The sequence below is a fragment of the Acinetobacter sp. NEB 394 genome, assembly GCF_013374795.1.
In the GTDB taxonomy this organism is placed as follows: Bacteria; Pseudomonadota; Gammaproteobacteria; order Pseudomonadales; family Moraxellaceae; genus Acinetobacter; species Acinetobacter johnsonii.
Window position 1 is genome coordinate 44,130 of record NZ_CP055285.1, and the last position, 24,602, is coordinate 68,731.

Sequence of the window (24,602 nt, forward strand, 5' to 3'; positions counted from 1 at the left end):
ATTCATCATTTCTCCCCCGTAATCGCTTTGACTTCAGCCAACAAGTCCCCAAACTTGCCGTAGTTCACTTTCACTCCATCATCCAGATCTAAGCTAATACGCTGATCGGCATAGTGACGCAGTTTTTCTTCAAAGGTACTCAGTTCAGCCTGTTGCTTATGCAAATCTTGCAGTTTTTTCTCGATACGTTTAATTTCAGCAGCTGAATCACTGTTTTCGATTTCACTTTGCAAAGAATTAACCATAGCCGCCATTTTTGAAATCAGTGGCATGACGTATTCGGTACGCATACGTGCCAAAGTACTTTCGTTATAGCGGTGCAAGTACACCAATGCCTGGAAAGCACCTTGTTTACCACTGCTGAATAACCAGTAGATCGGGCGCTTTTTATAAGTCTGCATATGGTCTTTATAGAACTTGCTGGCTAAGTAACGGCGAATGGTGTCTTCAGCGGTTTCACTGGCTTTTTTATCCAAGCTTTCTGCCAGCCACAGCATATTGGCATCTAGTGTGTCTTTACCCCAAACGGCAGTTAAGAACTCTTGGATACGATGGGTGGCATCATCTTCGAACCAGTGCATTTCGGTGAGTGGAATAATGCCGTCAGCATCGGCTGGGAATGTTTGATAACGACTCGCATCAAAGTCTTGATTGCCTGCATGGGCATAGATCAAGCCTGGTTCGTCCAAGCTATAACGTCCCATCATGCAACCAAGTGCATAAGAGACTAAACGCTGGCTGTCTTTTTCACGGTCGGCACGGGTTAAAGTGATTTGCTCGTCCGGTACGTCTGGCGTCAGTTCATCCTGCAAACCGTAAGCGTCAATAAATAGCTTGTTGTTTTGTTGTTCCAGACGTTTCATTTCAGCCACGGCGTCAGCATTTTGCTGTTGCCATGTATTAAATGCCTGTTCGAGGTTTAGCTGCCCCGTACGGATAATTGGGTTTTGAGTAAAGTCCCAAGAGTTTTCATAAGCATTCCAGTCATTTTTGGCAAGCGCTATGAGTGTTTGAACATCTTTAATATTAACTTCATCAAATACCGAAAGAATTACAGGAAGTTTATGATAGTTACCAATCTGGAAGTGTAATGTTGGATTTACCGATTTAGTTATCCATTCAACTACTTTAGAGTTACATAGCGCTAATGCCTTATAGAGTTGTTTTTCATTCTCATGTTGAGCAGACATCCCTGTCACATCGTAAATAAAACCAGCAGGGAAATAACGAAAACTAATTGAGGAGGAAGTAATATCAGACCAACTAATTAAAGGCTTAAAGTAGGTATTAGGATTTCTTATTACAGATTTTGGCGTTAAGCTCTTTATTTCTTTGCCATTATCCTCCCAATTCACGAAGTATTCCTGATTACCGTACCATTTTCTATACTCACCTCCTTTATTATATGGAAACCATTTTTTTGATGAATTTTGAGCTTCTTGCGAGTTTTTAATATTAGAAGCAGTTTTCTCTAAACTCACCTCACTCCAAACCCTCAAAAAAATATTATTATCGCCAGTTTGAAGCCCAACAGCACCACTAACTACATCTTTCATAGAGAGATTCTTATCAAAAATTTCTCGCACATCATTATTTAACCAATATGCAATAGGGCTACTAGGAATTTGATTAAAATCGTCTGGTTTTGAAGTGTAAAACCAATCACACTTAGGGTTATTAATCGCTTCCAAGGTTTTTGGTGCTTGATTTTCAGAGCCCCTGAAATCAGATAAGCGGATAAATGAACCTGTAAATCCTGTAATATGTGATTTGGCTAGTGTAAATGTACAAATTGGAACCGTTGCACCATCAAAGCCTGAATATTCCAGTTGAATCAGGCTAGTTAAAGTTGCACGGTCAATAAAATTTTCTCTTAATTTTTCATAAGATGAAATAAACATCCACACAAATGGCGACATAAAACCAAGCTGACCACTGTCTTTTGTTAACATTAAATTTCGAATCATAAAAGCCGAAAACAAATCTTGATCATAGCCCTTATATATTTTCTTTAAATAAGTTTTAAGATTTGGTGTTAAGTATTTACTTCCCATATACGGCGGATTCGCAATCACGGCATCATATTGTTTAGCTAGTAATTTCGCTTGTTGTACTAAAGGTAGCAGTTCTTGTGCTGACTGCTGCGCAAAAATATCCCCTGAAACTAATGCTGTATTGAGCTTTGTTTCTAAATCAGGCAATTTTTTAGCAAATGCTTGAGGGATTTGAATCAAAGAACCAAAGGTCGAAGCATGTTCAAATAGTTCCAACAGTTCTTTTAAATCTGCCTGTGCAATACCAGTATTTGCCAAATCCTGACTGAATGCATCTAAACGTTCAGGCTGGCTACCTTGCAACGCAATAATATTCAGCTTCGGTGGATTGCTAAATAAACGGCGGTCATCCTCACGCGCTTTCATCAATAACGCAAAACTGGCCAACTGTGCCGCACGGGTATCAATATCAATGCCGTACAGGTTGTTTTCCAGAATCAAACGTGGAATATCACGACTACGGTAACCACGTTCTAAGTAAATCGCTTTTAAGCAGTCATAAGCTTCCACCAGAATATGCCCCGAACCACAAGCTGGATCCAGCACGGTAATGCTTTCAGGGTTTAAAGTATCGCCATCTTCACTGATCCGCACATCAATCAGTTGTTTCAGCTGGGCATTGACCTCATCAGTTTGTTCCGCTGGCTGAATATAGTATTCCCACTCACTGGCAAGCATACTTTCTGGCTGTGCCATCATCCATAGACGGCCAACACTGTTTTGCACCAAATACTTTACAATCCAGTTTGGGGTGAAGAGTTGTGTCGCTGCAGGAATGTCTTCACTCTTGACAACTTTACCAATGACTTGATCTTTCTTTTCAGAAATATAGAACTGATACAGCCAGCCAATAATCTGTACATCCGACCAATCTTCTTCCGGAATACTGGTCACTAAATCACGGATCAAAGAGTCGGTTTTAGTCAGGTTATCCGGTAACAGTAGTTCAGACTCATCAGAAACCTGTTCAAACAAGAGTGGCATGACCTGATTCAATGCATGGCATTGGGCCAGTAATAGCTCACGATACAGTTCTTCGTCTTTATTGCCATCCAGTTTGAGTTCAGCCACACGGCTGGCATCTAAACCTGGTAGGTCAATATCCAGACATTCTTCCAAAATCTGTGGCAAGCCTGCACTACCATCGGCACTACTGAGTACACGACGGCCATGATCCAGTAAGCCTTTGCATTCCATGTAGCGAATCGCACAGAGACGGTTAAACCAGCTGTAAGCGATATAATCAATCGTCTGCTCAAAACTGCTGGTTTGAATGCGCTTGATCAGCTTGTCACGAGATTTCATGACGGATAGCGGAAAAACCTGATCGCCAATCAGCAGCAAGTCGCCTTTCTGTTCAGCCGGTAAAATACTGTCTGCGGTGATGCCATATTTGGCCGCCTGCTTGCGCATCGCTGCGATAAAATCATTACGTGCTTGCGGTGCGTATTTTTTAATATTACTGGTATTCATTTAAAAACCTTCAATTGATTGCTGATGCCGATATCCCTAACCCAAGTTAGCGAATACGCACACGCTTTTTGTCACCCACAATTTTTTTCAATTCAGCTTTGAGTGCGTCTACAAACTGATCCACTGATTCTTCTGTTTCCAGATAGACACTACTTGAGCTTTTGCTGTAAATGCTGGCGACATCGACTTCGACAACAGGTTTCGGTGGCACTACGGCTGTCACAGGCTGTACCGGACTCGCAGCAGGTGCTGATGTAGCTGGGCTGGAGGTGGTTGCAGTGTTGGTTACACTCTCGGCTTTGCTCTGAGCCAGTTGTGCCGCTTTGGCCTGACGCTGAATTTCCGCCTGAACTTCTCGTTCCAACTCATACAAGGCTTCATCAAAACGCTCGACGCTGGTTTGGGTTTGCAGCATATAGATGGTGGACAGGCTGCTTTCCACTTCAATATCCGTTTTCAGCAATTGCAGTGGGCGTAATAGCTTGTTACTCAGCTCAGCGCTAGCGATGCCACTGTTTTTAATCTCGGCTTCTAACTGCTTGATCTTGTCATCAATGTGTTCTATCGCTTGATTGCGTTTCTCAGTCAGCAATTGCTCATTGACGCTTTCCACTGTGCGAACCAAATCAGCAACTTTATTTAATAGGCCATAGGGCGATTCAAGGGTGGCAATACGATGTAATTCGGAGAGGGCTTTTTTTGCTACCTCATCACTGCCCAGCGCCTGTTTGTTTTTCTCAAAATGACGTAAGGCCTGTTGCAGTTGCTGCCAGCTCGGCATCTGGTTAGTGAAGAACTCATGAATATCACGATAATCTTCTTCTAAATCCAGATAGTCGTCCTTGTTCTCGACCACGGCCTTAAAGAAATCGAAGCTGTCGCTATTGGCTAGCAAACGTTCCAAAGTCAGAATCGACTTTTCAATCACTTTCTTGCCCGGGAACTGCCCAACATCAGTTTTACTCTTATACGATTTAAAGTTGGCTAACCAATTTTTAAAATGTTGGGTATAGAATTCAAACAGCTCTTTCTCAGTCGCTGGTCCCATGGCCGAGAATAGGTCTTGGGTGAGTTGGCGTGCCTGTTTCAACACCTGATCATCAGTCTGGCGCTTTTTAATAATGGAAACATCACGGCGACGGCGGCTGTTTTGTAAAGGCTCAAAGGCATCTTTTAACTGTAAGCTGCCGCCATTTAGCTGCAGTGAAATCCGCCCCATTGCCGCCAACTGACCTACCAACAGTAAAATCTCAGCATCTGGCCAGCCATAAGGGCGTTTGACAAAACGATCTATCACATCTGAGACCAGAATACGTTCGCTACCGGTGGCCCGTAGTGCAATGTACTGCTCCACTTCCTGTAGGGCTTTGGGATTGCTCTGTCCGCCATCCAGAGACAATCCGAGTTGCGCCATATCATCCACAGTCAAGACGGCGTTCAGTTCACGCCAGGCATCCTGCTGATAGACCTGCAGATAGCTCAGTTTGGTATAAGTATTTTCCAGCAAATAACGACAAGCCTCATCCAGCTTGGTGGTTGGACTTGAAGATGAAAGTTGTAGATGTTGACCCAAGGCATAACTTTCCGCGTCCAGCAACATTTCTTCGACCCGGGCACGCAGGCGTTTTTTGCGTTCCTGGTTCTCACGGCCACGGTCTGCCAGAATACGGCTGATATCTGATTGGGTGCCATCATCATTTAAGCGGATAAATTTATTGGTTTTTAGCCAGGTGCGCAGTTCATTAAAGAACTGTTTATCGTCTGCCAGTTTAAACAGCACCTGCCCTTCGGCCTGAGTACTTTTACCAATACAGTAAGCTTCAGTGTAGAGGTTGTATTCCGTATCTAGTGGAGAAATGATTTCAACTTTCAAATCGCTCTCATACTTGCCATCCAGGCTATGGCTATCTAGGAAACGACCAATCTGATAGTCCATCTTGTTGGCTTGATGGCGGTATTTGTTCTGATCTCGCAGTAAATCTTTAAAGATCAGATTGGCTAACTCTTTATTTTCTTCTGAAGCTGCTAAGTCAGTGGCTTTAATTTTGCGGGTAATGTCCCGCTCTTCATTGGTCAGGAACAGGAACTCATCACCATTCCTCGTAATCAGGCTCTCTTTTTCCAGACGCTGCAGGCTCTCTTCAATCCGCTTGCGTAATGCCAGCTTATCTTCATCAATTTTCTCAATCGACAAAGTCACCAGGTTATCTAGCGTACCTTTGATGATATCGACATAGCGGATCATGAACAGGGTACGCAACATCTGCACATCAAAACCATCCAGGGTCTTATTCTGCCCTGCCTGGTCGATGGTACGCTTCACTGCTGTATCCAGGAAGCCTTCGACTGAAGTATAGAAGCGGTGGAAAGGAACCAGGGCACCGACTTCATCTGTGGCAATCGCATTGGCGGCCATCTGGAATGCATCTAGCATAGATCGTTCACCATAGGCCAGATGTGCACCAGTCGCACCGACTTTACGGATTTCTTCAAATACTTTTTGTACCAGCTGGAAATGGTACGGCGCAAAAGGATAGTTATGAATAAAACTGTCTGGCCCCTCATAGTTCTTGAGGGTTGGGCCTGAACGGTCAAAGGTAATCTGATTTTTTAAGATATCGCCCTTTTGCTCAAACACTGATCTGAGCAATGCTTCTGCTTCTGGGGTTTTACGTAATAAACGTTTCTGGATGACTTCATCGGTATTGGAACTGGACAGTGATAAACGGGTTTTAAAACGTCCAGCAATCTTGGAGAAGTCATTGGCTTTGGAAGAAGACATCTCACCTAAAACAGCATCGATGTCTGCCTGTGAGGTGACGATAATCCAAGCGCGGCCTTTACAGATCGTACCCAGGTTTTCAGTAATGGTTTGCAATGTCAGCATCAAGCGGGTATCGCTGCCAATAAACTGCCCCACTTCATCGACCAAGAACAACATGCGTTGCTGGGGTCCTTTGCTGTCCAGGTATTCTTTCACCCACTGACAGAAATTTTCAACCGAAACACTAAAGGTCTGCTCAGAATCCTCAAACCATTTATGCGCTGCTTCTGCTGATAAGTTGAGGGCTTGGGAAATCGCGGTTTCGACATCATCCTGATAGAACTGATAGCCATCACGTTCTTCTAGCCAAGACATGCCGCTAGATTCTTCAAAAGCCTGTTTAAAGCGCTCATACACCCCTTTCTGGCTCAGGTGACGTTCCATATGTGCAATATGTGGATGGTCAGCACTAAAACCCTGATACTCGTTAAACACGCGTAAAAACACATTCAGAATCGGATTGCCGTCATCATTGGAGCTGGCTTTACTGTCGATGTTAAATAGGATGACATCGGCATGATGACTAACCGCTTTACCAATATCCGCACGGATAAACGCATCCCGGATTTTGCTTTCATCAAAGAATTCTGCAGCACTGCGTTCGTTACCTTCCGCGTCACGTGCCACTTTATTGGCCAGAATATAGGACAAGGTTTTCAGAAAATGCGATTTACCTGAACCAAAGAAGCCAGAAATCCACACGCCGACACGATTGGCAATCGAAGGGTCGCTGAGGTCTGTACCATAGGACTGGAAAAAGTCACGAAAATGCTTTTCCAGCTCATTGGTGACCACGTACTCATCCAGCTCCTGGTAAACCGTGGCATTATCATCCTGATCTGCCTTGACCACCCCGTTAATTGCACGATCTAATGGCTTGTAAAAAAGTTCTTTAATATTCATCTCAATCAATTCCCCGAATTTTTATGGCTATTTGTCGTGCTTATGGCACTAATCTGAAGGCTCTGTAGTAATTATTGCTTGGAATTTTTCCAAATAAACTCATGGCCTGACCGTCGTAATACCCCGGATAAAACAATACGACTGGTTTATGCCCCAGCAAGGAATGCAAACTGTTTAACAAATGATGTGCACGTAACAGTGGCCAAACCGACCCCACCCCGGTCATCAACACTATATCTTGCGCATTGGTGGCATATTTGCTCACCAGATACGGCGCAAACTTATCCATATGCAGTGGACCTTTCAGAGCCTTGAGCAGTGCCTCATCGCCTTTGGCTTTTTGCATTTGGATCGCTTTATCAATGAAATTGCGCTCAGCCAGGTAATCCACCACTGCTTGTAGCAGATTAATATTCACCACCTTCAGCTGACTGTGTTTTTTCTCCAGCATCCCGTCTAGAAAATGAAGATATTCGCGGACTTTCAGCTCATCTTCAGGTGCATAATCAAAAATCCAGAAGCCAATTTCATTACCCAATCCTTGTCCAGTGAGAAACTCAGTGGAAAGAATTCGCTCTGGAATCTGGTTCAGACGCTCATGTATTGTTTGACTCATTGCTGCCCCTCTACAACTAACGCGTCCATACCGACACTTCCATAGATCTTTTAATGCGTTGTTTATAATGTTCTTCCAACAGGCTACGCAGCTCTGCTCTGACGATCACGCGCTGCAACTCCAGCTTACGGGTACTTTTTAAGTAACCGGCTTCTGCCAGCATGCGAAACACCACCTGCCCCATTTTTTTCTTGCTGGACTCTTTCCAATCACAGATATCCGGATCGCGTTGTGAGCGTTCATCCAAAAAATCTGACCAGATATAACTGTCCAAGTATTGCGCCTGAGAGATATAGGCATCCCTCATCACCGTTTCCATAAACTCAAGCAGCAACAGGTTGCGTTCCAGTGCGCCACAAAAAGCCACCTGGGTCGCCAGCTCATCATCCCCATCACGCAAAGCTTTCCAGAAATCAGGCTCTAAGCGCTCCAGACGCTTACGAATGGCAGTGGCGTTACGTTGGGCTGAAGCAGGCGTTCTTTTTTGCAGAATATTGTCAATCTGAATTGCCTGATGCCATCGTTCTGGAGTCGCTTCTCGTAATAAAAGATCCGCGATCAGCCGGCTTTCACGCACCATCAGGGAACCGCCAATCAGGTCACTGTCATAATGAAATTGTTCTAACATGGCCAATCTCCTATGAGGCCTGATCAAACAGGTAAGACGACAGCTTTTCGATATCTGAGCGTTGTAGTACCAAGGGATATTTCAAGGCATCTTCCGCCTCAGCCAGCGTGATTGCGGTCTGATATCGCTGCAAAGTATAGTGAGCCAGGGCTTTTTTCACCGGAATCTGTAATCTGCCATCAGGCATGCCGAAGTCTTTTTCGACCAGCGCTTGTTGTGATGAGTTCAATTTTGGATTAGGGATCAGCGTCAGTACAATTTCTTCATGCCATTGCTGATCCTGAGCAGGGTCTACTGACTCAATCGCCACCACAACAGGTGTGCGATCAATTCTGGAGAGTAAAAAGTCCTTAAACTGCTTGCTCTGATGGCAATAGGCACGGACATGCCAGCGAAAACCGGTATACACCAGGGTGTGTGGGGAAATGATGCGTTCATGCCACTGCGGATTCTGCATCGAGGCATAAATCATTTTTAAAGTACTTTGGTTGCGGCAGGCACGCAAAACTTCCCGAATCACTTCAGGACGTACACTGCGATCAGGTAATTGAACTGCTGCAAGATTCGGTTCTGGCATCGCAATCAGGGCATGCGATTCACTAACCAAACCTGACAGCATATTAAGATATTCATTGATGTGCGCTGTAGTCAGTACAGGCTGGAAGCTGGCCTTAGGCACATAACCCTTGACGGAGGGGTCATGAATCAAGGCATCTGGGTTATACAGCGTATTGTAGCGTTTGATATCTGCAGACGCCTGCTGACGGCTAAGACCAAACCAGTTCATTAAACGTGTGGTGACCAAACGCCCTTCCCAGTAGGCCAGTAACTCAATCGCCCTCATTCTGAGAAGCACTTCATGCTTGTCTGCTGTCATAGAACAATCGGTCAATAAACAATGTGATCAAGACTACCCTACAATGAATATACAGTAAATTATTTTTACGGTATTGTGAGGGCAGGTTAAACATATCTGATCAAAATCTCCCGATGTTTGGATGGACTCCGCACAACGGCGTCAGATCAATGCTCTCAAATTTTTAAAAATGAATATCCAGGCACTCAACGACGCAACAATCGGTCTGATAAAAAGGAAAAATGATGGGTTTTAGATTTCGTAAAAGTATTAAATTATTCCCAGGTTTTAAGATTAATCTAACCCATAAAGGCATCAGTAGTGCCTCGATTGGCAAACCGGGTGCATCAGTCAATATTGGTAAAAAAGGCACCCGAACCAGCGTCGGTATTCCAGGAACTGGGCTGTCTTACTCCAAGCATCGACCTTACACGAAGAAAGCGAATACCCAACAATCGTCAACTCAGCAACAACCCATCTTCGCACCCACTCAGACGGCGCAATCAAAATCAAAGCTCTGGCTTTGGATCGCTTTTGGGGTGGTTTGTTTTATTGTTGGGGCAGTGATATTTTAGGATCTCTGATTTATTTTTTATCTTTGTTGTGAAATCAAAAAAAAATAAAAGCACTAAATTTTCGTAGTTTTATTTTGAGTACTTAGATGGTTATGTGCTTATCAAATTTATCAAAAGAATAAGCCAAAAATTCATGTCGTTAGGAATCCAACTCATTTTTAAGCTTATGTTATTTATAATTTTTTAGTAAAGTGAAAATTCTCAACTTTCAAAATATCAAACGTGGTATAGCTGAATTCTTAATTTACTACCACACTTAAAAATCTTGAATAGTGGATTTTACAGGTATTTTTATGTGCTTATTACTTTAGAATTTAGCTGTATCGCATCTTTAAGCCATTTTTCAAGGGCGATCGCATCATTCAAGGCAGCAAAGAGAATAAATATAATACGCTTTTCAATCCGTACCAAAACTGGTAATGGCTGTGGTATGTACTGAATATACAAGCACCAATTGTCACCGATTGGTCTATTTAAAGAGAACTCATATCGTTCCGAATCATACTCTATAAAGCCCTCGTTAATCCGTACGTCAAACGTAGGGTCTTCTAAACAAGCAATTATTACTGATATTGCTGATATTACTGACATTTTAATTTTATCACTAGTTTTATTTTATAAATCAGCATGTTACATAATGTTTTATACAACAAAACCTTCTAGAAATAAAAAGAGAATTCGCGGATTCCCAGGCCTTTGCTTGGCAAATCAGATTTTGACAAAGCAAAGGCCTGGGCCCCTTAGGTTGAACGATATATGCTTAGGCTATTCATATAAAGAAGGATACTGTACGGCTTCTAGTAGCGAATCAAATACAAGGCATTAAGCAATAAATGAGCGGCAAAAAGTTTTCCTAGTCAGGTAAATAATATTCATGCACACGTAGCTGTCTTGAACAAATTCACAGAATTTGGCTGCACTTATACCCAAGTTGTCACTTGAATTTAGCTCAATTAGGGTAGCGCTGTCTTTCAAACCTTTGTGTAACAAAGCGTGCGTAAGTCATATTTACTTAGATTCTGATATGATCTCTAATCACCAAATATCGTGCACTCAACCACGTAAGTGCCCATCGCACGGCGCTTAATGAGGCTTGTTGAGACATAATTCTAAAATAATCATATTTATTATGTTTCATCACCATCGGAAAAAACTGATGTTCTGTAAGGATTGAAAGCATAGATTCATCCTCTGCCTTAAAGTGCATCAATACTTTGGTTACATTACTTTCATACAACCATTTTTTTATTAACCAATTATAAGTTTCTGATTGGTTCTGTTCTAAATAATCAAATCGCTCTAAAATCTCTTGTGCAGAATTAAAATCTACAGCACTTAGTAATTCAGGCAAACGTGCTAACTTTCCTTGTGTCGATAATGGATGTCTTCCTATATTTGAACCACGTTTACCTGACGGAATGTTTGCCATCGTAATTAAAGCTCTCTTCCAGGACTCAATATCTAATCGTGGCTGCCCCTGCCCTGAAATAAGATACCGCTCAATATCTTCAAATTGTTGAAATAAATCGTGTTTAATTACTTTTCCCGTCGAATTCCCTCTTTTTTGAGCATAGATGACCCACCTCTGACTTTGTCTTTTTTTGAGTACATATTTTTCGATGGTATCTCTCAACTCATATTTTAGATTACCATTCTGTTGATGAATCGCTTGGAAATGCCTGAATAAATTACTCCGACTCATGACTCGCTTAAAAAATGCAGTATGTAAATTGGGTTGCTGTTGTTGCATGCTATAGGCATAAGTAGCCAGAAATAAAATATGAACATAATGCTTTAATGTTGTCGATTCATGTAAATGTCCAAGCACTCGACTAATCGCCTTAATCCCTTGCCCAACCTGTCCTTCATTGCCGACTAGCGTATTAAATTGCTCATTCGATGGCATCCAATTTTGTAGCCATGGCAGTTCTATCGTGAGCGCTTTAAAATCCACCACTGTTTGCAAACACTTTAAAGTATATGCACTTGCAAACGTATGTCTTAAATGATGTAAGCTGAGATCAACATCTCCAGTGACTTTCTTTAATATTTGAGATATTTGATTGAAAAAAGGCCTATGCTCACTGTCCTCATCAGACATTAATATCGAATATTTTTTATTCTTATAAATATCATCTAATCCCTTTTGAATCGTCTGACTTAATAAATTCATCGGAACAACACGTTCTGATCCAAGTGTTTTTAACTGATGCTCACCATAAGGACGAATTCGGAGCATATCCTCATCAATATCTAAGGGCCGTAAATGAAGTGTCTCTGAACGGCGTACACCCATCGCTGCAGATAAACGAAAATGACGCTGAATCTCTAGACGTAAAGCAGCATCACTCACCCCAGATTCTACAGATTGTAATATTTGAACGATCTGCTGCACTTCATTTTTTGCAAAAACTTTAGCACTTGCTTGATGCGCTGTACGATTGTGTAACTTTATACGATCATCATTTAACTGAATTAAAAAATCTCTAAAGCGATTCCACGCAGCGAGATGCTTGCGGTGTGGAAAATGCTCTTGCGTCAACTCCATCCATTTTTGAAATACATCTTCATCAATCTGGCTATCTTTTGTTAAGTCTTCTGAAAACCCCAATATACCTGCACTGACGATGGCCAAATGTAGATGAATCATATTTCGATTCTGTAGACTTAACTCTTCTGCATCACAGCGTAAAATCAACCATTGCACAAAGCACGTTAATAAATTGACTGAGTAGTGATTCGTTTTATTATTGGCAAGCTGTTCAAGCCAAATGCTTGATCTAGACTCACCTTTTAGTTGCTGAATCATCGCTAAAATATCAGACAAATGTAGTTGCTCATCGCCTATTTCTATTTCACTTTCTGGCTCAGTGCTATCTAAACCTGTGGTTAATTTTTCATATTCGGATAAGCGTAATAATTCATTTATTGAAAGATCTTCAGTCAGGACTTGGCCTGCTATATAACCTGCAATTAACGGAGTGCTATTTAACATCACATTTTGCTGTAAAGCTTTCAACCATTGAGCTAATGATAGAGTTGACTTAATCCCTATTTGTTTTAAATATGTATTAAAACACTTTTGCCAAGCCGTTCTTTGTTGATTTCTTGACTGTGCTAAAATCTCTTTTAATCGGGGCTGTAGATACTGTCGGTCTACTAAAATTAACGTCGAGACATAAGGACTTAACAGTACTGTACGGCGTATCTTCGTCACAGATCTATCATTATTCACTGTCAGCTCAACGAGCCGACTATTCCCCATAGCGACTATATGTTGATCAGAAGCAATAAACTCCAACATCGCTTGTAAATGGCTTACCCTGCACAGTTGTGAATACATGGAGAGTACAACCAGCAAACGTCCTATTTCAACCTCACAATTTTGATGTTCAGGTAAATGTTCTAAATCCTTCTGAATAAGATCAAGTAAGTTTTGTTCAATATAACACCATGTACTAAAACTATTTTCAGATGTCAGCCATGTACGATTAGCTTTTTGAGGAAGTTGAACGAATAAAGGAATTTTCGTTTTATCGCGAATATAAGCACAATATGCCTTGATCGCTTGTGGCAAATCAATGTTTGTATTTTTAGCTAAATGGGAAGCTAATACATGTCCAAGCTCGAAAGATACGTTTGGCTCAGGATTTTCCTCAAAAATCAACTGACAATAGGACTCATACTCTGAGTTTTCCAGCCATTCTTTTACATCATTTTCTGAATATTGTATTCTCGGCTTCGTCTCTGCTTGAACTGTTTTAATCTCTTTGGTTACAACAAATGTTGGAATATTCAGGTTTTTAAAAAAATCAAAAACATCAAGACATTCGAAACCTAACTGTTTTTGCAGGTTTTCTTGTACATCAAGCCACTGTTGTTTAAATGTTGATACAGGAAATACTGATAACATATCCCATGGATAACGACCGCGTACCCAGTGCCCAAGTCCAGCATCCTTGAACCGTCCAGGTAACTGATTATTATCAGAGCGAACCAGCTTCCGTGCCCAATTTCTACCTAAACCTTCAATCTGATGAGGATCACAAAGTTGCAACGCATAAGATGATAAATCAACACGTGGTTCAACTTGATCCCCCAGCATTCTCATCAAACCACGTAAAACTTGAATCTGTTTGATAAATGCTGCCGTCAATGGCACATAACGATCGGTTGATTCATCTTGATGATGTTTATCTTGAATCAATGCCCAGCCTTGCTGACTTATCCACTTTGGAAAGGGTTGCTTAATCCCCCGTCCTGCAGTTGCAAGATTCATCCATAATTCTGTATACAACGTTAAGTTATCAAAGAGCGTCTGCCAATCTTTCTGTTCGGCAGCCTGATTTATTCTCTTCTTTATTCGTGTAATTTCATTTTGTATTTCAACAATCTTTATCCCAGTCGGGCTACCCACGCGTTCACTAGAAGAGTGCATATATTCAGGAATATCAATTTTTATCGTTCTTAAACAATCAGCCCATAACTGCTCAAGTTTCCTCTGTTCAAAAGATGCATAATGAATTAAGTTATCATAATTCCGACCGGATGCATTAGTCACTGCTTTAACGACAGCTAAATCACCTTGGCTATGCTCATATAACAACCGTGGAAGAAGATCTTTAATGCTTTTGAGGCTGATTTCTAACTCTTTCGGCACACTGTTAATAAGTCTTCTAACTTCGCGTTCAACTGCCGGTTGACGGGTTTTAATCGCAAGATTTTTGACTTGATTCACCAAATCATTGAGCTCACTTGGTAAAACCAAATGTAATTTCTTGGTCCATGGCACATGAAATTTAGACTCTTCTGGCTTTGTTTTGAGTGTCGGTGTGCCTGCTAAAACGCTCAATACGTATGCAGATAAAGTATGATCATACTGAATAGCAATATTATTCTGATCAGTATTTTGACTAAAACACGGCGCTGTTAATTCAGTAACCGAACGTCCAGTGAGTAAACTCAATATCAAAGCTAATTTTGCGCGTAAAATTAAGCTGGTATCAGCCTTAGATGGTTGACAGAGCCTAAACACATCTTGAATCGAATTTAATGACAATCGCCATTTGGTCCAAACTAAACCAACATTTGTAGCTTCAACATGCTGAGAGGTAGACTTAGATGCATAAAACCCTCGAATTAAATCGGATTGTTCGGCCAAAAAAAATGTAAACAATGGCTCCAATGGTGTTTCATCTTCTTCAATCTCATCATACTCAAATACTTCAGAGACTAGACCACGATGAATTTCATCTACATCCTCTAAAGGTTGGATAGCAATACTTAATGAGCCGTATCGTTGCAAGATCAGTTTTTGATGCTTTAACCCTATACGGTGTAAAAACTCTCGACGTTTTTTCTTATTTTTTAGTCGATTCTTTTGCCAAATTTGTGATAAAAAGAGCTTTAATGCATAAAAAACTTCATTTAATCGTTTGTCTTCAGAACCAGCGGACATCAAATGAATCAGTTGTTTCGGTCCGTTTTTAGTCAGTAATTTTTCGACTTGTTCTAAAATATCCTCATTACTTGGATCACCCAACAGCCTGATCGCTAAAAAGGCGTTATACACACGAGATCCTTTTTGATCTTTCAGCTTTATGCTTCCATCACCCTTTAAATAATGACTATAAAGCTTTAGAGTATGTACATTTTTTTGAAAGTGAAATATTTGCTCTAAAAACCAAATGATTACAGTATCAAAACGCTCATTATTTCGACTTAGTCCTGCTTGAATCAATAGCAAATCACAAATTCCACTGTCTCCAGTGTATGGACGTAATGGCGTGAGTTTATGTTTGTTTCTATCTGTTGTTTCTGAGAAAAAATGTGAATGTTGATCAGAATCCTGTAATGTACTAATTATCTTTAAAGTATTAAGCTCATTACGAAATATTGGTAATTCATGATCACCAATCAATGTGAAAATTCGCTGACAAATGACAACAATACCAGCTAAGCTATAATGTGCACGCAACAAAAATAATGCTTGGATAAGTTCTTGTTCTTCTATATTTTCATGCTGCTTCATCCATTCTATGAGCTGCTTAAAATAAATATTCATAAACTGCTCCTAATACGATAGATCCATGCTTTCTTAAAGTCTGTTAAAGCTAAAGCAATTTCTGCCGTTGGTGCCACACAAACAATTTGCTGCTGATGTTTTTGATACAGCCCCTCCAGTCGAGGTAAAAATACAAAAAAGTCAGCTAAATGAAAATATGGTTGCACAGACTTGCAAAGCTCTTTTACTTTAATTTTTTCTAATGGCAAAAGCTTCTGGGCGATATAACCTGCTAAAATATTTTCGATTAAAAAAGTACCACTAACCACCGGTGGTGCCCAATCTACCAATTTTTGAACAAAGGAAATCGGTAGTTTTTTTAAAAAATGCTGTGTATGAAAAAATAAAGGCATTTCTTCTAGATCTAAATGCTTTAGTCGAAGTTCTTTTGCAACAACCATCTTATCCTGCACTTTATCCACTTTACCCCAGTGTCTTCTTTTCACACTGTCCTTTAGAGTTTTTACATCACATAAATCCCTAGCGACAGCACGCAGTAACTTACGATATGTCGCGAGCAGTAGTAGTGCTTGATTTTTAATTTCTTCTGAAAACCTACTCTTTTCCCCATTAAGTAACATCATTTTCAAAACTAAAACAGGGCATGGTTTTTTAAACCTGCCTTCAGATATTGTTAATGCATCAATGAGCAATGGTGTCATCATTTTTTCTGCAAGTTAAGTTATTTTTAGCGTTGAAATAATAGACTAACATAGTCCCAAAATAAATAAAATTAAATCAAACAAATTTAAGATTTAATAAGAAAATATTTGATTTATATAATTTATTTACTAACTTTATTTTTATATCAATTAGTAATAACAACCACGGGAGACTTTCAGTAGCTTAGCTTGCTTAGATACTGAAATCTGAAGTGAGTCATCGATTAACTTTTGTGGTTGAAGCGGCCCAGTTTCTTCAACACACCTTCTAAAAAATCAATTTCTAATGCCTGCTCACCGATTTTTGCATGTAGTTTTTTTAGATCGATGGGTGGTTCTGTTGGAGCTTTTGATTGATCGAAAGCTTGCGAGGAAGCTGAAATCAGTTGATTTTTCCAGTCGATAATTTGGTTTTGATGAACATCAAATTCAGCACTCAATTCAGCAAGTGTTTTTTCTGCTTTAATCGCAGCAAGTGCTACCTTAGCTTTAAAGTCATTTGAATGATTTCTTCTTGGTCTACGTGTCATAAAATACTCCATATATTGATGTTTATAACATCATTTGGGGAGCAAAATATCACTTATAAGTGTTGTTCAAATTTCCTGATCCACCTCTAAACATGACACTCGCATAGACTGCTTGTAAGTAATCATAGGTTTCCTGCTGATTAGTCATTGCAAGTGTATAAGGGAAACTACTGCGAGTGTACATCGCATACAAATCACGATTGGATAATTGTTGGATGGTTGGATTATTTTCAGTATGCCATTGTTTAAACTCTTGGAATGACAGAGGTAAAACATGCTGCTCGATATAACGCCCTGTAAGTAACGTCGCTAATTCCCCACTCAAAAAGAATGCATTTGAACCTGTAATATATAGATCGATATAGTCACGAATATATAAAGAGTCGACTACTTTTTCAAAATTTTGGACATGCTGTATTTCATCTAAAAAAACATAGTTTTTTTTGTTTTTATCGACTTTCGAAAGTACATAATCGTGTAATTTACGATAATCGGTGAGTTCTTCAAATTCCATATATTCGAAATTAATAGCAATGATATTTTCATCTTGTACACCTTGCTCTTTTAGATCTTGTTGGAACATCGCTAGTAAAGTAGATTTTCCAGAACGACGTACACCCGATAGTACTTTAATGAGATCACGGTTTTTCCATGTATTCAGAAATTTCAGGTAGCTTTCACGTCGAATATTATTCTTTATCATTATTTACACTTAGACTCTAAACTTTTCATATATCTTATCAGAATTTAGATCACATAAGAAATATTCTTTGTTTTCAAGAAAAGTTTAAATTCTAATTGAAATATTTAAATTCCTATTATCGCAGGTGTTAGAGGTGCTATAGACAATAGATTTTCACTGGAATATTTTTTTCAAACACGATATAGAATATTACGTCTATGTAGATACTAAGCTGTTTTTAAAAAATCAGAGATGGTCACATCTAAAACTATCAGCCAATCACACAGTCCAGCACCATCCATCTTCCAACACAGCAAGAATCTTGTGAAACGAAAGACCAGCTGCAAATCGAACTGGAACGTGTAGAAAACAGTATTGTTCAACTCAATCATGAAATCAGTATTTACCAACGCTATGCCGATCAATTCCCACGGCTGTCGAATGCTCTTCATTATTCCTGCATGAATCACAGCCAAAATAATTTAGAACTACTCGAATGTGAAACGTAAGAGTCTATATGTACATATCGTTCATTTGTGGCAAATGAGAACCTCAACTAAAACGATCTCGTGTCCTTTAGAATGTTTGCGTAGCAGTCATGCTTATAGTGTGACTTTTGATAATGGTAAGGAGTTTTCAGAGCATAGTAGGATAACAGATGCATGCATAGACACTTACTTTGTGGATCCATAAAAGTCTAATCAACGCGCTAAAAATGAAAATACGAATGAATATTTGCCAAAATCCTTATCGTTTGATGATGTATCAAAAGAGCGAATAGAATAGATAGAGTTTGGTCTAAATAATCGTCCTAGAAAGATACTATGTTGGTATACACTCAGTGAAGTGATCGCTGGTTTTTATAGTGTTGCACTTGTTGCTTCAATTCGTCTTATTTAAAATTTTATTAAAAAATTAAATTAAAGGTTTATAAGTATTTATATATGTTTATATATATTTAATAAGGTTTATAAGGATATTTTTATATTTAAATTCAATTGGTTATTCATTAATAACCATACGTTTTGTCCGTTCAACCATACGTTTTGTCCGTTCAACCATACGTTTTGTCCGTTCAACCATACGTTTTGTCCGTTCAACCATACGTTTTGTCCGATAACCATACGTTTTGTCTCAATTTATCCACAAAATTATCAATAGTAAAAATTCTCTTAAAGTGAATATACAAATATTCATTGCAGTTAGCACAATAAAAACTATAACCATGAATTTTTTCTATTCCAAATAAATGATGATGTTTTAAGCACTATCAATACGTTTTGTCCGATGTACATGCTTTTTTATTGAAGATTGGTTTTTCTTTCTATTGATATATTGGATTATTTTACTTATTTTTTTTATTGTAATGACATTAAAAGCATTTAATAGCAATGCTTTGAGCTTATTTGAATTTTATTTTTGATATAACCATACGTTTTGTCCTGTTCTCATTATTTATTAGGTTATATGAAATGACCATACGTTTTGTCCGTTGTTGATAATTTTATTAAATATCTGTGAATAACCATACGTTTTGTCCGTAAGCTAAAAGATATATTTTTATTGATCTGTTTGCTTTCATTGTTGATTTCAATACAAAATGTTATTAATGTATGGTTATAAAATTGTAACCACGGAGTTTGGTTTGAAAAGTACAGAATTAATAAAGCCTTCTTCTCGTCGTGTTCAATACACTGATTTAGTGGCTACACGTAATGATATGACCACTGCAAATTACAGTTATGAAGCTAATGAAGAAAAGCTAGTGTACTGTGCTATGGTTGCTGTGCGCAAAAATGAACTAAATAAAAATATGCGCTTTGATCCAGATGAGTTAATTACGATTAGTGCAGCTAATTTTGGTGAATTGATTTCAGAAAAAGATTTAGATAAAGATGTTGTCACAGCAAGTGAGCTATATGAAATTCATCGGTATGGTGAAAAGGCCTTGCAGCGTGTTTATGATAGTTATAAGCCTAAGGTAATGTTGATCAAGAAAAAAGATGATCCTACACCAATTAAGGTACCAATGATTATTTATTGTCATTATAGTAAAGAAACTAAATGCATGCAGATTCGTTTTGCTAGAGAATTTTATAATTACTTCTACAACTTAATTAATCCGACAGGTATGACGCATTCATTTAGTACACACCAAATTCGCTATGTTATGCGGATGCGTTCTAATTATGCCATGCGGATTTATAGGATTCTCAATTCTGAATTATGGAAAGCTGAGTCATTAGGTATTCAGCAAATTCATGATATAAGTTTGGAAAGATTGCGTTTTGCTTTAGATATTGAAGATAAATATAAACTAATCGATAACTTAAAAAGCCGTGTTTTGAATGTTGCTAAAACACAAATTAATAAGTTAAGTAATCTTGAAATTGATTATGAAACGATTAAAAATGGAAAATTTGTTGTAGGTATACGTTTTACTTACAAAATGAAGGAAGAGCATAGAAATCTAATTTTTCAACGTATTATTGATCGATTAAAAGAAAAACATCTTAAAAATGCAATTCCATATAGTGATGATGGATCACACTTTAAAGATAAAGAACGCGTTAAATATATTAAACCAGTCACTAAGTTGAGCTCTAAGCAAATCACAGTTTTAGTGAATTGTGATGTTTTCTTAAACGATTATGGTTATTTTTTAGGTGATTTGGATACGATTACAGCTAAAAAAACGATGCGTAGCTTATTAACAAATAAGTTAGATATATTGAATGATCATAAACTTATTGATCTGGATTACTATTTTTGGATACAAGCAAAACGCAATATGAATATCTTTAAAAAAGATGCGTCTGAAGATAATATGGCAGAGCATGAAGATAAAAATATTGCAGATTCTGATATGGATGAAATTTTAGATCCTGCAGAAGATCAACTACCTTTCTGATGATAACCTTTCTTATGTATCATTTTTTAATCTTATATATATGGTAAATGGTAGTATCCAATATCAATCTATAACATATTGGATACTCAATTATAAATTTCCACTGTGGAAATTTATAATTTTTTATACCTTATCGTCTAAATCAGCAAGAAAAGCTTCTAGTTTTTCAATTTTTTCTTGATTAAATTCAGCATTTAAACTAGTACGAATATTTACGACTGTCTTCCCATTGAGATTTTTTTCAATCTTAATTGAGCCAAATTTAAGACCATTTTTATCTTTTAGTACCATTTTATTAATTTTAGACGTATTTGTGATATTTTGTTCTTGCTTTTTAGCTATCTCTTGTACAGTTAATGCTTTTTCTATTTCGTAAATGAATTTTTTTGATGGACGATTAGTTTCTGTAAATTCATTTAGATATTTTTTCCATATATTAAATGTGGCAGATTCAACCAATTGATGATTAAATTTTAAAACGAGTTTATTTAATTCGGTTAACAATTGTTGTGCAGTTGCACCTGAAATAGCTTTTGGATTTATTTTTAGATCTTCTTTTATATAATCTGGAAGTTTATAAAAGCTCATTAATCTAAAGTATTTAGATTGATCTAGTTGATATTTTTGAGTGATAAATTCTACATTTTGTATAGAGTATCCAAACTCATTACAATGTTTTTGTATGGCGTTGACTAATTCAAAATCACTAAGATTCGATCGATGTAAGTTATCAATCAATGAAATTAAAGCTGTTTTTTCCTTGGATTTATCATCTCGAATAATTGCACGAATCGTCTTATGCTTTAATATATCTCGAACAGCTCTAAACCTTTTTTCTCCACCGACGAGCTCATATCTTTCCTCTTTTTTTATAACAACAATAGGGTAAATTTGTCCATTCGTTACAATACTCGTGGCAAGAATTTCAACTTCCTGTAAAACTTTATCTGTAATAATACGAGGTTGATGCTCTGAGAAGTCAATAAGTTCTATAGGTACATCAACAATATTATTTTCAATTGATGATATTAACGATACTTTTCCTGTTCCTGCTGCATTAATAAATGCCTGCTCCATTTCAAGAGAATCATTAAAATCGACAATTAATGGTTTTTTTGCCATTACAGGATCTCCACCAAAAATTCATTTAATTCATCTTTTGCTTTGCTGCTACCCATTTCTAATACTGATTTTCCTTCGATCATCGCATCGCGAAATTGTTTGCGATCACGCAAAATTGTATTTAGTGTTTTAACAGACTTGACTTGCTGTAATAGCTCTAAAGCAGCATCAATTTCTGTAGATTTATTATTAGTTGGGGCTTTATTTAACACCACAAATGTTTTTAAATTTTTATTCACTTGTTTTGCTGTATTTACTAATCTTAGAACAAAAGGTAGTACTTCAATATCTGTTTGACTAGGTTGTGTTGGAATAATAAGAACATCTGCTGTTAATAATGCTGAACGAAATTCAGCTGAATCACGCCCTGCAACATCCAATACAATATATTTATTATTTTGTTTTAATTGTTGTAATTCTTCTTTTAAATTATCTTTAAGAGCAATGGTTGTAATAGAATCTTGTAGTCTACGTTTACTCCATTTTATAGAGGATTGTTGATCATCTCCATCTACAAGAGTCGTCTTGCCTTTTTTACTCAGAGCAACAGCTAAGTTGGTTGATAGCGTTGTCTTTCCAACACCACCTTTTTGATTTGCGATTACGTATATTGTCATGGGTAATATATATAAAAATTAAATTTATATTAGCATAATAAAAAAATAAAAAAAATATTTTTAAATTTCCACTGTGGAAATTTAAAAAATCAAATTATCTATAAGCCTAGTTATTATCTTTTTCGGATTCAATAGGCCTTGTTGCACAAAGATTTAAAAATTAAGGTTCCCCATATCACTTCAAATTTAAGTGATAACTTGGGTATGAGGTTGGCCTAATTCCATAAATTTATTTAATACTGCTACACGGGCATGAATCTCATTGACCTGGCTTTGAAAGTTCCTTGCACTCAGTTTATCCCCCAATAATTTGATGCAATGCATTTTGGCTTCCACCAAAGAAGCAATGTACTATGATAAGATTAACCCGTTAGGTCAGGTGGCCTAACTTAAATAAAAAAGTCTCCGACAAACCCGGTACGGTTCAGTCCTGCTTTATCAAGGCTAAAGCAGGAAGGGAAATTTCCTCCAAGCCTTGTTGAGCACAGACAGATTAAATAAAAAAATAAGGCACTGTTGCAAATAGGCTGACATGATAAGCTAAATATCTTATTTATTTCGAGATACAGCAGATGAATCCCTTCCACGGTCGGCACTTTCAAGGTGAAATCATTCTTTGGGCTGTTCGTTGGTATTGTAAATATGGCATCAGCTATCGTGAACTTCAAGAAATGCTCGCTGAACGAGGCATAAATGTGGATCACAGTACAATTTATCGTTGGGTTCAGCGTTATGCTCCAGAAATGGAAAAACGGTTACGCTGGTATTGGCGTAATCCTACAGATTTACATTCATGGCATATGGATGAGACTTATATCAAAGTGAAGGGGCGATGGACTTACCTGTATCGTGCAGTTGATCAACGGGGTCATACGATTGACTTTTACCTTTCCGCTAGACGGAACAGTAAATCAGCCTATAGTTTTCTAGGAAAGATCTTCAATACGGTGAAAAAATGGCAAATTCCACGGGTCATCAATACAGATAAAGCAGCGACCTATGGCCATGCTTTATCACGATTAAAGCGAGAAGGAAAATGTCCAGTAGATATTGAGCACAGGCAGATTAAGTATAAAAATAATGTCATTGAATGTGATCATGGTAAGTTAAAGCGAATCATCAGGGCCACATTAGGATTCAAATCTATGAAGACGGCTTATGCCACAATTAAAGGTATTGAAGTCATGCGTGCACTACGTAAAGGACAAGCATCGTCATTTTATTATGGTCAGCCTCAGGGTGAAGTGTGTCTAATCAACAGGGTTTTCGGTCTCTAAGCACTTTTTAAAGGGAACATCATCGACTCAAATCTCTATTTGCAACAGTGCCGTAAATTTGAGAATGAATCTGTACGTACAGACTCATTCCCTATCTATAAAGATATTAGAAATAGCTACATAGAGTTTATTTCTAGTTTATTCAAATTAGTCGTTCAAATTAGGCGTTACTACGGATGAACAATAATTTTTACAGCAGACTCATTATTATGAATCAATGTTTCAAAGCCTTTAGAAACAAGATCATCTAATGCAATCCGTTGGGTAATAAAAGGTTCTAGATTAATCTTACCTTGCTCAACCAAACGGATAGTTTCCTGATGATCATTTACATAAGCAATCGTGCCACGAATATCTAGCTCTTTCATCACCACACTATGCACATTAATTGTGGCAGGATGGCTCCAAATAGAAACGATAACGACTACACCAGTTGGTTTCATTGCTGCAACGAGTGTATCCATGACTTTATTGACACTACTACATTCAAAAGCGACATCTACACCGCGGTCTTCTGTAATTTTCATTACCTCAGCAACTACATCAACCTTAGATGGGTCTAGTACATAATCGGCAACACCCGCTTCTATCGCTTTTTCTTTACGTTTTGCACTCAGTTCAGTAATGATGACCGTGAGACCTTTAGCCTTTAAAATAGCAGATAAAAGTAAGCCTATTGGGCCTGCTCCACCAACCAGTGCGATATCGCCAGCTTTTGCGCCACTTCTGACATAGGCATGATGACCGACAGATAAAGGTTCTATCAATGCTGCTTGGTCTAAAGGAATATCATTTGAAATAGGGGTGG

The 24,602-nt window shown here is 38.3% G+C and carries 14 protein-coding genes and 6 pseudogenes; 5 read left to right on the plus strand and 15 right to left on the minus strand.

Annotated features, from left to right (window positions below):
- Nucleotides 1–5: 5 nt before the first annotated feature.
- From pglX to HUK62_RS18310, 5 genes are read right to left on the minus strand one after another with little or no spacing between them, the layout of a single operon-like run.
- Nucleotides 6–3,527, minus strand: a complete 3,522-nt coding sequence (gene pglX / locus HUK62_RS18290) for a BREX-1 system adenine-specific DNA-methyltransferase PglX (RefSeq protein ID WP_176538600.1) — start codon at nucleotides 3,525–3,527, stop codon at nucleotides 6–8.
- A 46-nt stretch (nucleotides 3,528–3,573) separates the two neighbouring features.
- Nucleotides 3,574–7,254 carry a BREX system P-loop protein BrxC gene (brxC, locus tag HUK62_RS18295; RefSeq protein WP_176538601.1) on the minus strand — a complete coding sequence of 1,227 codons (3,681 nt, stop codon included), beginning with the start codon at nucleotides 7,252–7,254 and terminating at the stop codon, nucleotides 3,574–3,576.
- Nucleotides 7,255–7,294: 40 nt separating this feature from the next.
- A complete protein-coding gene (locus HUK62_RS18300) occupies nucleotides 7,295–7,870 on the minus strand; it encodes a DUF1788 domain-containing protein (protein WP_002010699.1) in 576 nt (191 codons plus the stop codon).
- A 16-nt stretch (nucleotides 7,871–7,886) separates the two neighbouring features.
- Nucleotides 7,887–8,498, minus strand: coding sequence for a DUF1819 family protein (locus HUK62_RS18305; RefSeq protein WP_176538602.1), 612 nt, complete (start codon nucleotides 8,496–8,498; stop codon nucleotides 7,887–7,889).
- Between the two features lie 10 nt (nucleotides 8,499–8,508).
- Nucleotides 8,509–9,375, minus strand: a complete 867-nt coding sequence (locus tag HUK62_RS18310; protein ID WP_176538603.1) for a WYL domain-containing protein — start codon at nucleotides 9,373–9,375, stop codon at nucleotides 8,509–8,511.
- 224 nt (nucleotides 9,376–9,599) lie between these two features.
- Here HUK62_RS18310 and HUK62_RS18315 point away from each other — a divergent pair, with 224 nt between their 5' ends.
- On the plus strand, nucleotides 9,600–9,929 hold the full coding sequence (locus HUK62_RS18315; protein ID WP_004758934.1) for a DUF4236 domain-containing protein: 330 nt from the start codon (nucleotides 9,600–9,602) through the stop codon (nucleotides 9,927–9,929).
- Between the two features lie 291 nt (nucleotides 9,930–10,220).
- Here the strand turns inward: HUK62_RS18315 and HUK62_RS18320 are convergent, their stop codons facing one another.
- Nucleotides 10,221–10,520 (minus strand): hypothetical protein, encoded by a 300-nt coding sequence (locus HUK62_RS18320; RefSeq protein WP_034427719.1) that lies wholly within the window; start codon nucleotides 10,518–10,520, stop codon nucleotides 10,221–10,223.
- A 225-nt stretch (nucleotides 10,521–10,745) separates the two neighbouring features.
- On the opposite strand from HUK62_RS18320, the pseudogene HUK62_RS19190 reads away from it, so the two are divergent.
- A pseudogene (locus tag HUK62_RS19190) lies at nucleotides 10,746–10,871 on the plus strand (IS5/IS1182 family transposase); the annotation flags it as partial.
- A gap of 70 nt (nucleotides 10,872–10,941) precedes the next feature.
- On the opposite strand, the gene HUK62_RS18325 reads toward HUK62_RS19190, so the two are convergent.
- The 5 genes and pseudogenes from HUK62_RS18325 to HUK62_RS18345 form a co-directional block, all read right to left on the minus strand.
- Nucleotides 10,942–15,993: a tyrosine-type recombinase/integrase gene (locus tag HUK62_RS18325; protein WP_176538604.1), complete on the minus strand. Its 5,052-nt coding sequence runs from the start codon at nucleotides 15,991–15,993 to the stop codon at nucleotides 10,942–10,944.
- A complete protein-coding gene (locus HUK62_RS18330) occupies nucleotides 15,990–16,658 on the minus strand; it encodes a hypothetical protein (RefSeq protein ID WP_176538605.1) in 669 nt (222 codons plus the stop codon). The genes HUK62_RS18325 and HUK62_RS18330 overlap by 4 nt, the downstream gene beginning before the upstream one ends.
- A gap of 150 nt (nucleotides 16,659–16,808) precedes the next feature.
- Nucleotides 16,809–17,197, minus strand: a pseudogene (locus tag HUK62_RS18335) (IS3 family transposase); the annotation flags it as partial.
- A gap of 73 nt (nucleotides 17,198–17,270) precedes the next feature.
- Nucleotides 17,271–17,888: pseudogene (locus HUK62_RS18340) on the minus strand (AAA family ATPase); the annotation flags it as partial.
- Between the two features lie 206 nt (nucleotides 17,889–18,094).
- Nucleotides 18,095–18,319 carry a hypothetical protein gene (locus tag HUK62_RS18345; RefSeq protein ID WP_176538606.1) on the minus strand — a complete coding sequence of 75 codons (225 nt, stop codon included), beginning with the start codon at nucleotides 18,317–18,319 and terminating at the stop codon, nucleotides 18,095–18,097.
- Nucleotides 18,320–18,365: 46 nt separating this feature from the next.
- Here HUK62_RS18345 and HUK62_RS18350 point away from each other — a divergent pair.
- Nucleotides 18,366–18,767 (plus strand): annotated as a pseudogene (locus HUK62_RS18350) (IS30 family transposase); the annotation flags it as partial.
- Between the two features lie 700 nt (nucleotides 18,768–19,467).
- Nucleotides 19,468–20,778: a replication initiation protein gene (locus tag HUK62_RS18355; protein WP_004758940.1), complete on the plus strand. Its 1,311-nt coding sequence runs from the start codon at nucleotides 19,468–19,470 to the stop codon at nucleotides 20,776–20,778.
- 123 nt (nucleotides 20,779–20,901) lie between these two features.
- On the opposite strand, the gene HUK62_RS18360 is transcribed toward HUK62_RS18355, so the two are convergent.
- The 3 genes and pseudogenes from HUK62_RS18360 to HUK62_RS18370 all read right to left on the minus strand — a co-directional run.
- Nucleotides 20,902–21,900 (minus strand): ParB/RepB/Spo0J family partition protein, encoded by a 999-nt coding sequence (locus HUK62_RS18360; protein ID WP_176538607.1) that lies wholly within the window; start codon nucleotides 21,898–21,900, stop codon nucleotides 20,902–20,904.
- Complete coding sequence (locus HUK62_RS18365; RefSeq protein WP_004758942.1) at nucleotides 21,900–22,517, minus strand: AAA family ATPase; 618 nt, start codon at nucleotides 22,515–22,517, stop codon at nucleotides 21,900–21,902. Before HUK62_RS18365 ends, HUK62_RS18360 begins: the two co-directional genes overlap by 1 nt.
- Nucleotides 22,518–22,703: 186 nt before the next feature.
- A pseudogene (locus HUK62_RS18370) lies at nucleotides 22,704–22,859 on the minus strand (IS5/IS1182 family transposase); the annotation flags it as partial.
- Between the two features lie 230 nt (nucleotides 22,860–23,089).
- Here HUK62_RS18370 and HUK62_RS18375 point away from each other — a divergent pair.
- Complete coding sequence (locus tag HUK62_RS18375) at nucleotides 23,090–23,794, plus strand: IS6-like element IS1008 family transposase (protein WP_001067783.1); 705 nt, start codon at nucleotides 23,090–23,092, stop codon at nucleotides 23,792–23,794.
- A gap of 170 nt (nucleotides 23,795–23,964) precedes the next feature.
- Here HUK62_RS18375 and HUK62_RS18380 read toward each other — a convergent pair.
- Nucleotides 23,965–24,597: pseudogene (locus HUK62_RS18380) on the minus strand (zinc-binding dehydrogenase); the annotation flags it as partial.
- Nucleotides 24,598–24,602 lie beyond the last annotated feature (5 nt).

What these genes read in the sequence shown, in the direction of transcription:
- pglX (WP_176538600.1), bottom strand. Translation starts at nt 3,527, where the DNA reads ATGAATACCAGTAATATTAAAAAATACGCACCGCAAGCACGTAATGAT.
- brxC (WP_176538601.1), bottom strand. Translation starts at nt 7,254, where the DNA reads ATGAATATTAAAGAACTTTTTTACAAGCCATTAGATCGTGCAATTAAC.
- HUK62_RS18300 (WP_002010699.1), bottom strand. Translation starts at nt 7,870, where the DNA reads ATGAGTCAAACAATACATGAGCGTCTGAACCAGATTCCAGAGCGAATT.
- HUK62_RS18305 (WP_176538602.1), bottom strand. Translation starts at nt 8,498, where the DNA reads ATGTTAGAACAATTTCATTATGACAGTGACCTGATTGGCGGTTCCCTG.
- HUK62_RS18310 (WP_176538603.1), bottom strand. Translation starts at nt 9,375, where the DNA reads ATGACAGCAGACAAGCATGAAGTGCTTCTCAGAATGAGGGCGATTGAG.
- HUK62_RS18315 (WP_004758934.1), top strand. Translation starts at nt 9,600, where the DNA reads ATGGGTTTTAGATTTCGTAAAAGTATTAAATTATTCCCAGGTTTTAAG.
- HUK62_RS18320 (WP_034427719.1), bottom strand. Translation starts at nt 10,520, where the DNA reads ATGTCAGTAATATCAGCAATATCAGTAATAATTGCTTGTTTAGAAGAC.
- HUK62_RS18325 (WP_176538604.1), bottom strand. Translation starts at nt 15,993, where the DNA reads ATGAATATTTATTTTAAGCAGCTCATAGAATGGATGAAGCAGCATGAA.
- HUK62_RS18330 (WP_176538605.1), bottom strand. Translation starts at nt 16,658, where the DNA reads ATGATGACACCATTGCTCATTGATGCATTAACAATATCTGAAGGCAGG.
- HUK62_RS18345 (WP_176538606.1), bottom strand. Translation starts at nt 18,319, where the DNA reads ATGAAGAGCATTCGACAGCCGTGGGAATTGATCGGCATAGCGTTGGTA.
- HUK62_RS18355 (WP_004758940.1), top strand. Translation starts at nt 19,468, where the DNA reads ATGTTATTAATGTATGGTTATAAAATTGTAACCACGGAGTTTGGTTTG.
- HUK62_RS18360 (WP_176538607.1), bottom strand. Translation starts at nt 21,900, where the DNA reads ATGGCAAAAAAACCATTAATTGTCGATTTTAATGATTCTCTTGAAATG.
- HUK62_RS18365 (WP_004758942.1), bottom strand. Translation starts at nt 22,517, where the DNA reads ATGACAATATACGTAATCGCAAATCAAAAAGGTGGTGTTGGAAAGACA.
- HUK62_RS18375 (WP_001067783.1), top strand. Translation starts at nt 23,090, where the DNA reads ATGAATCCCTTCCACGGTCGGCACTTTCAAGGTGAAATCATTCTTTGG.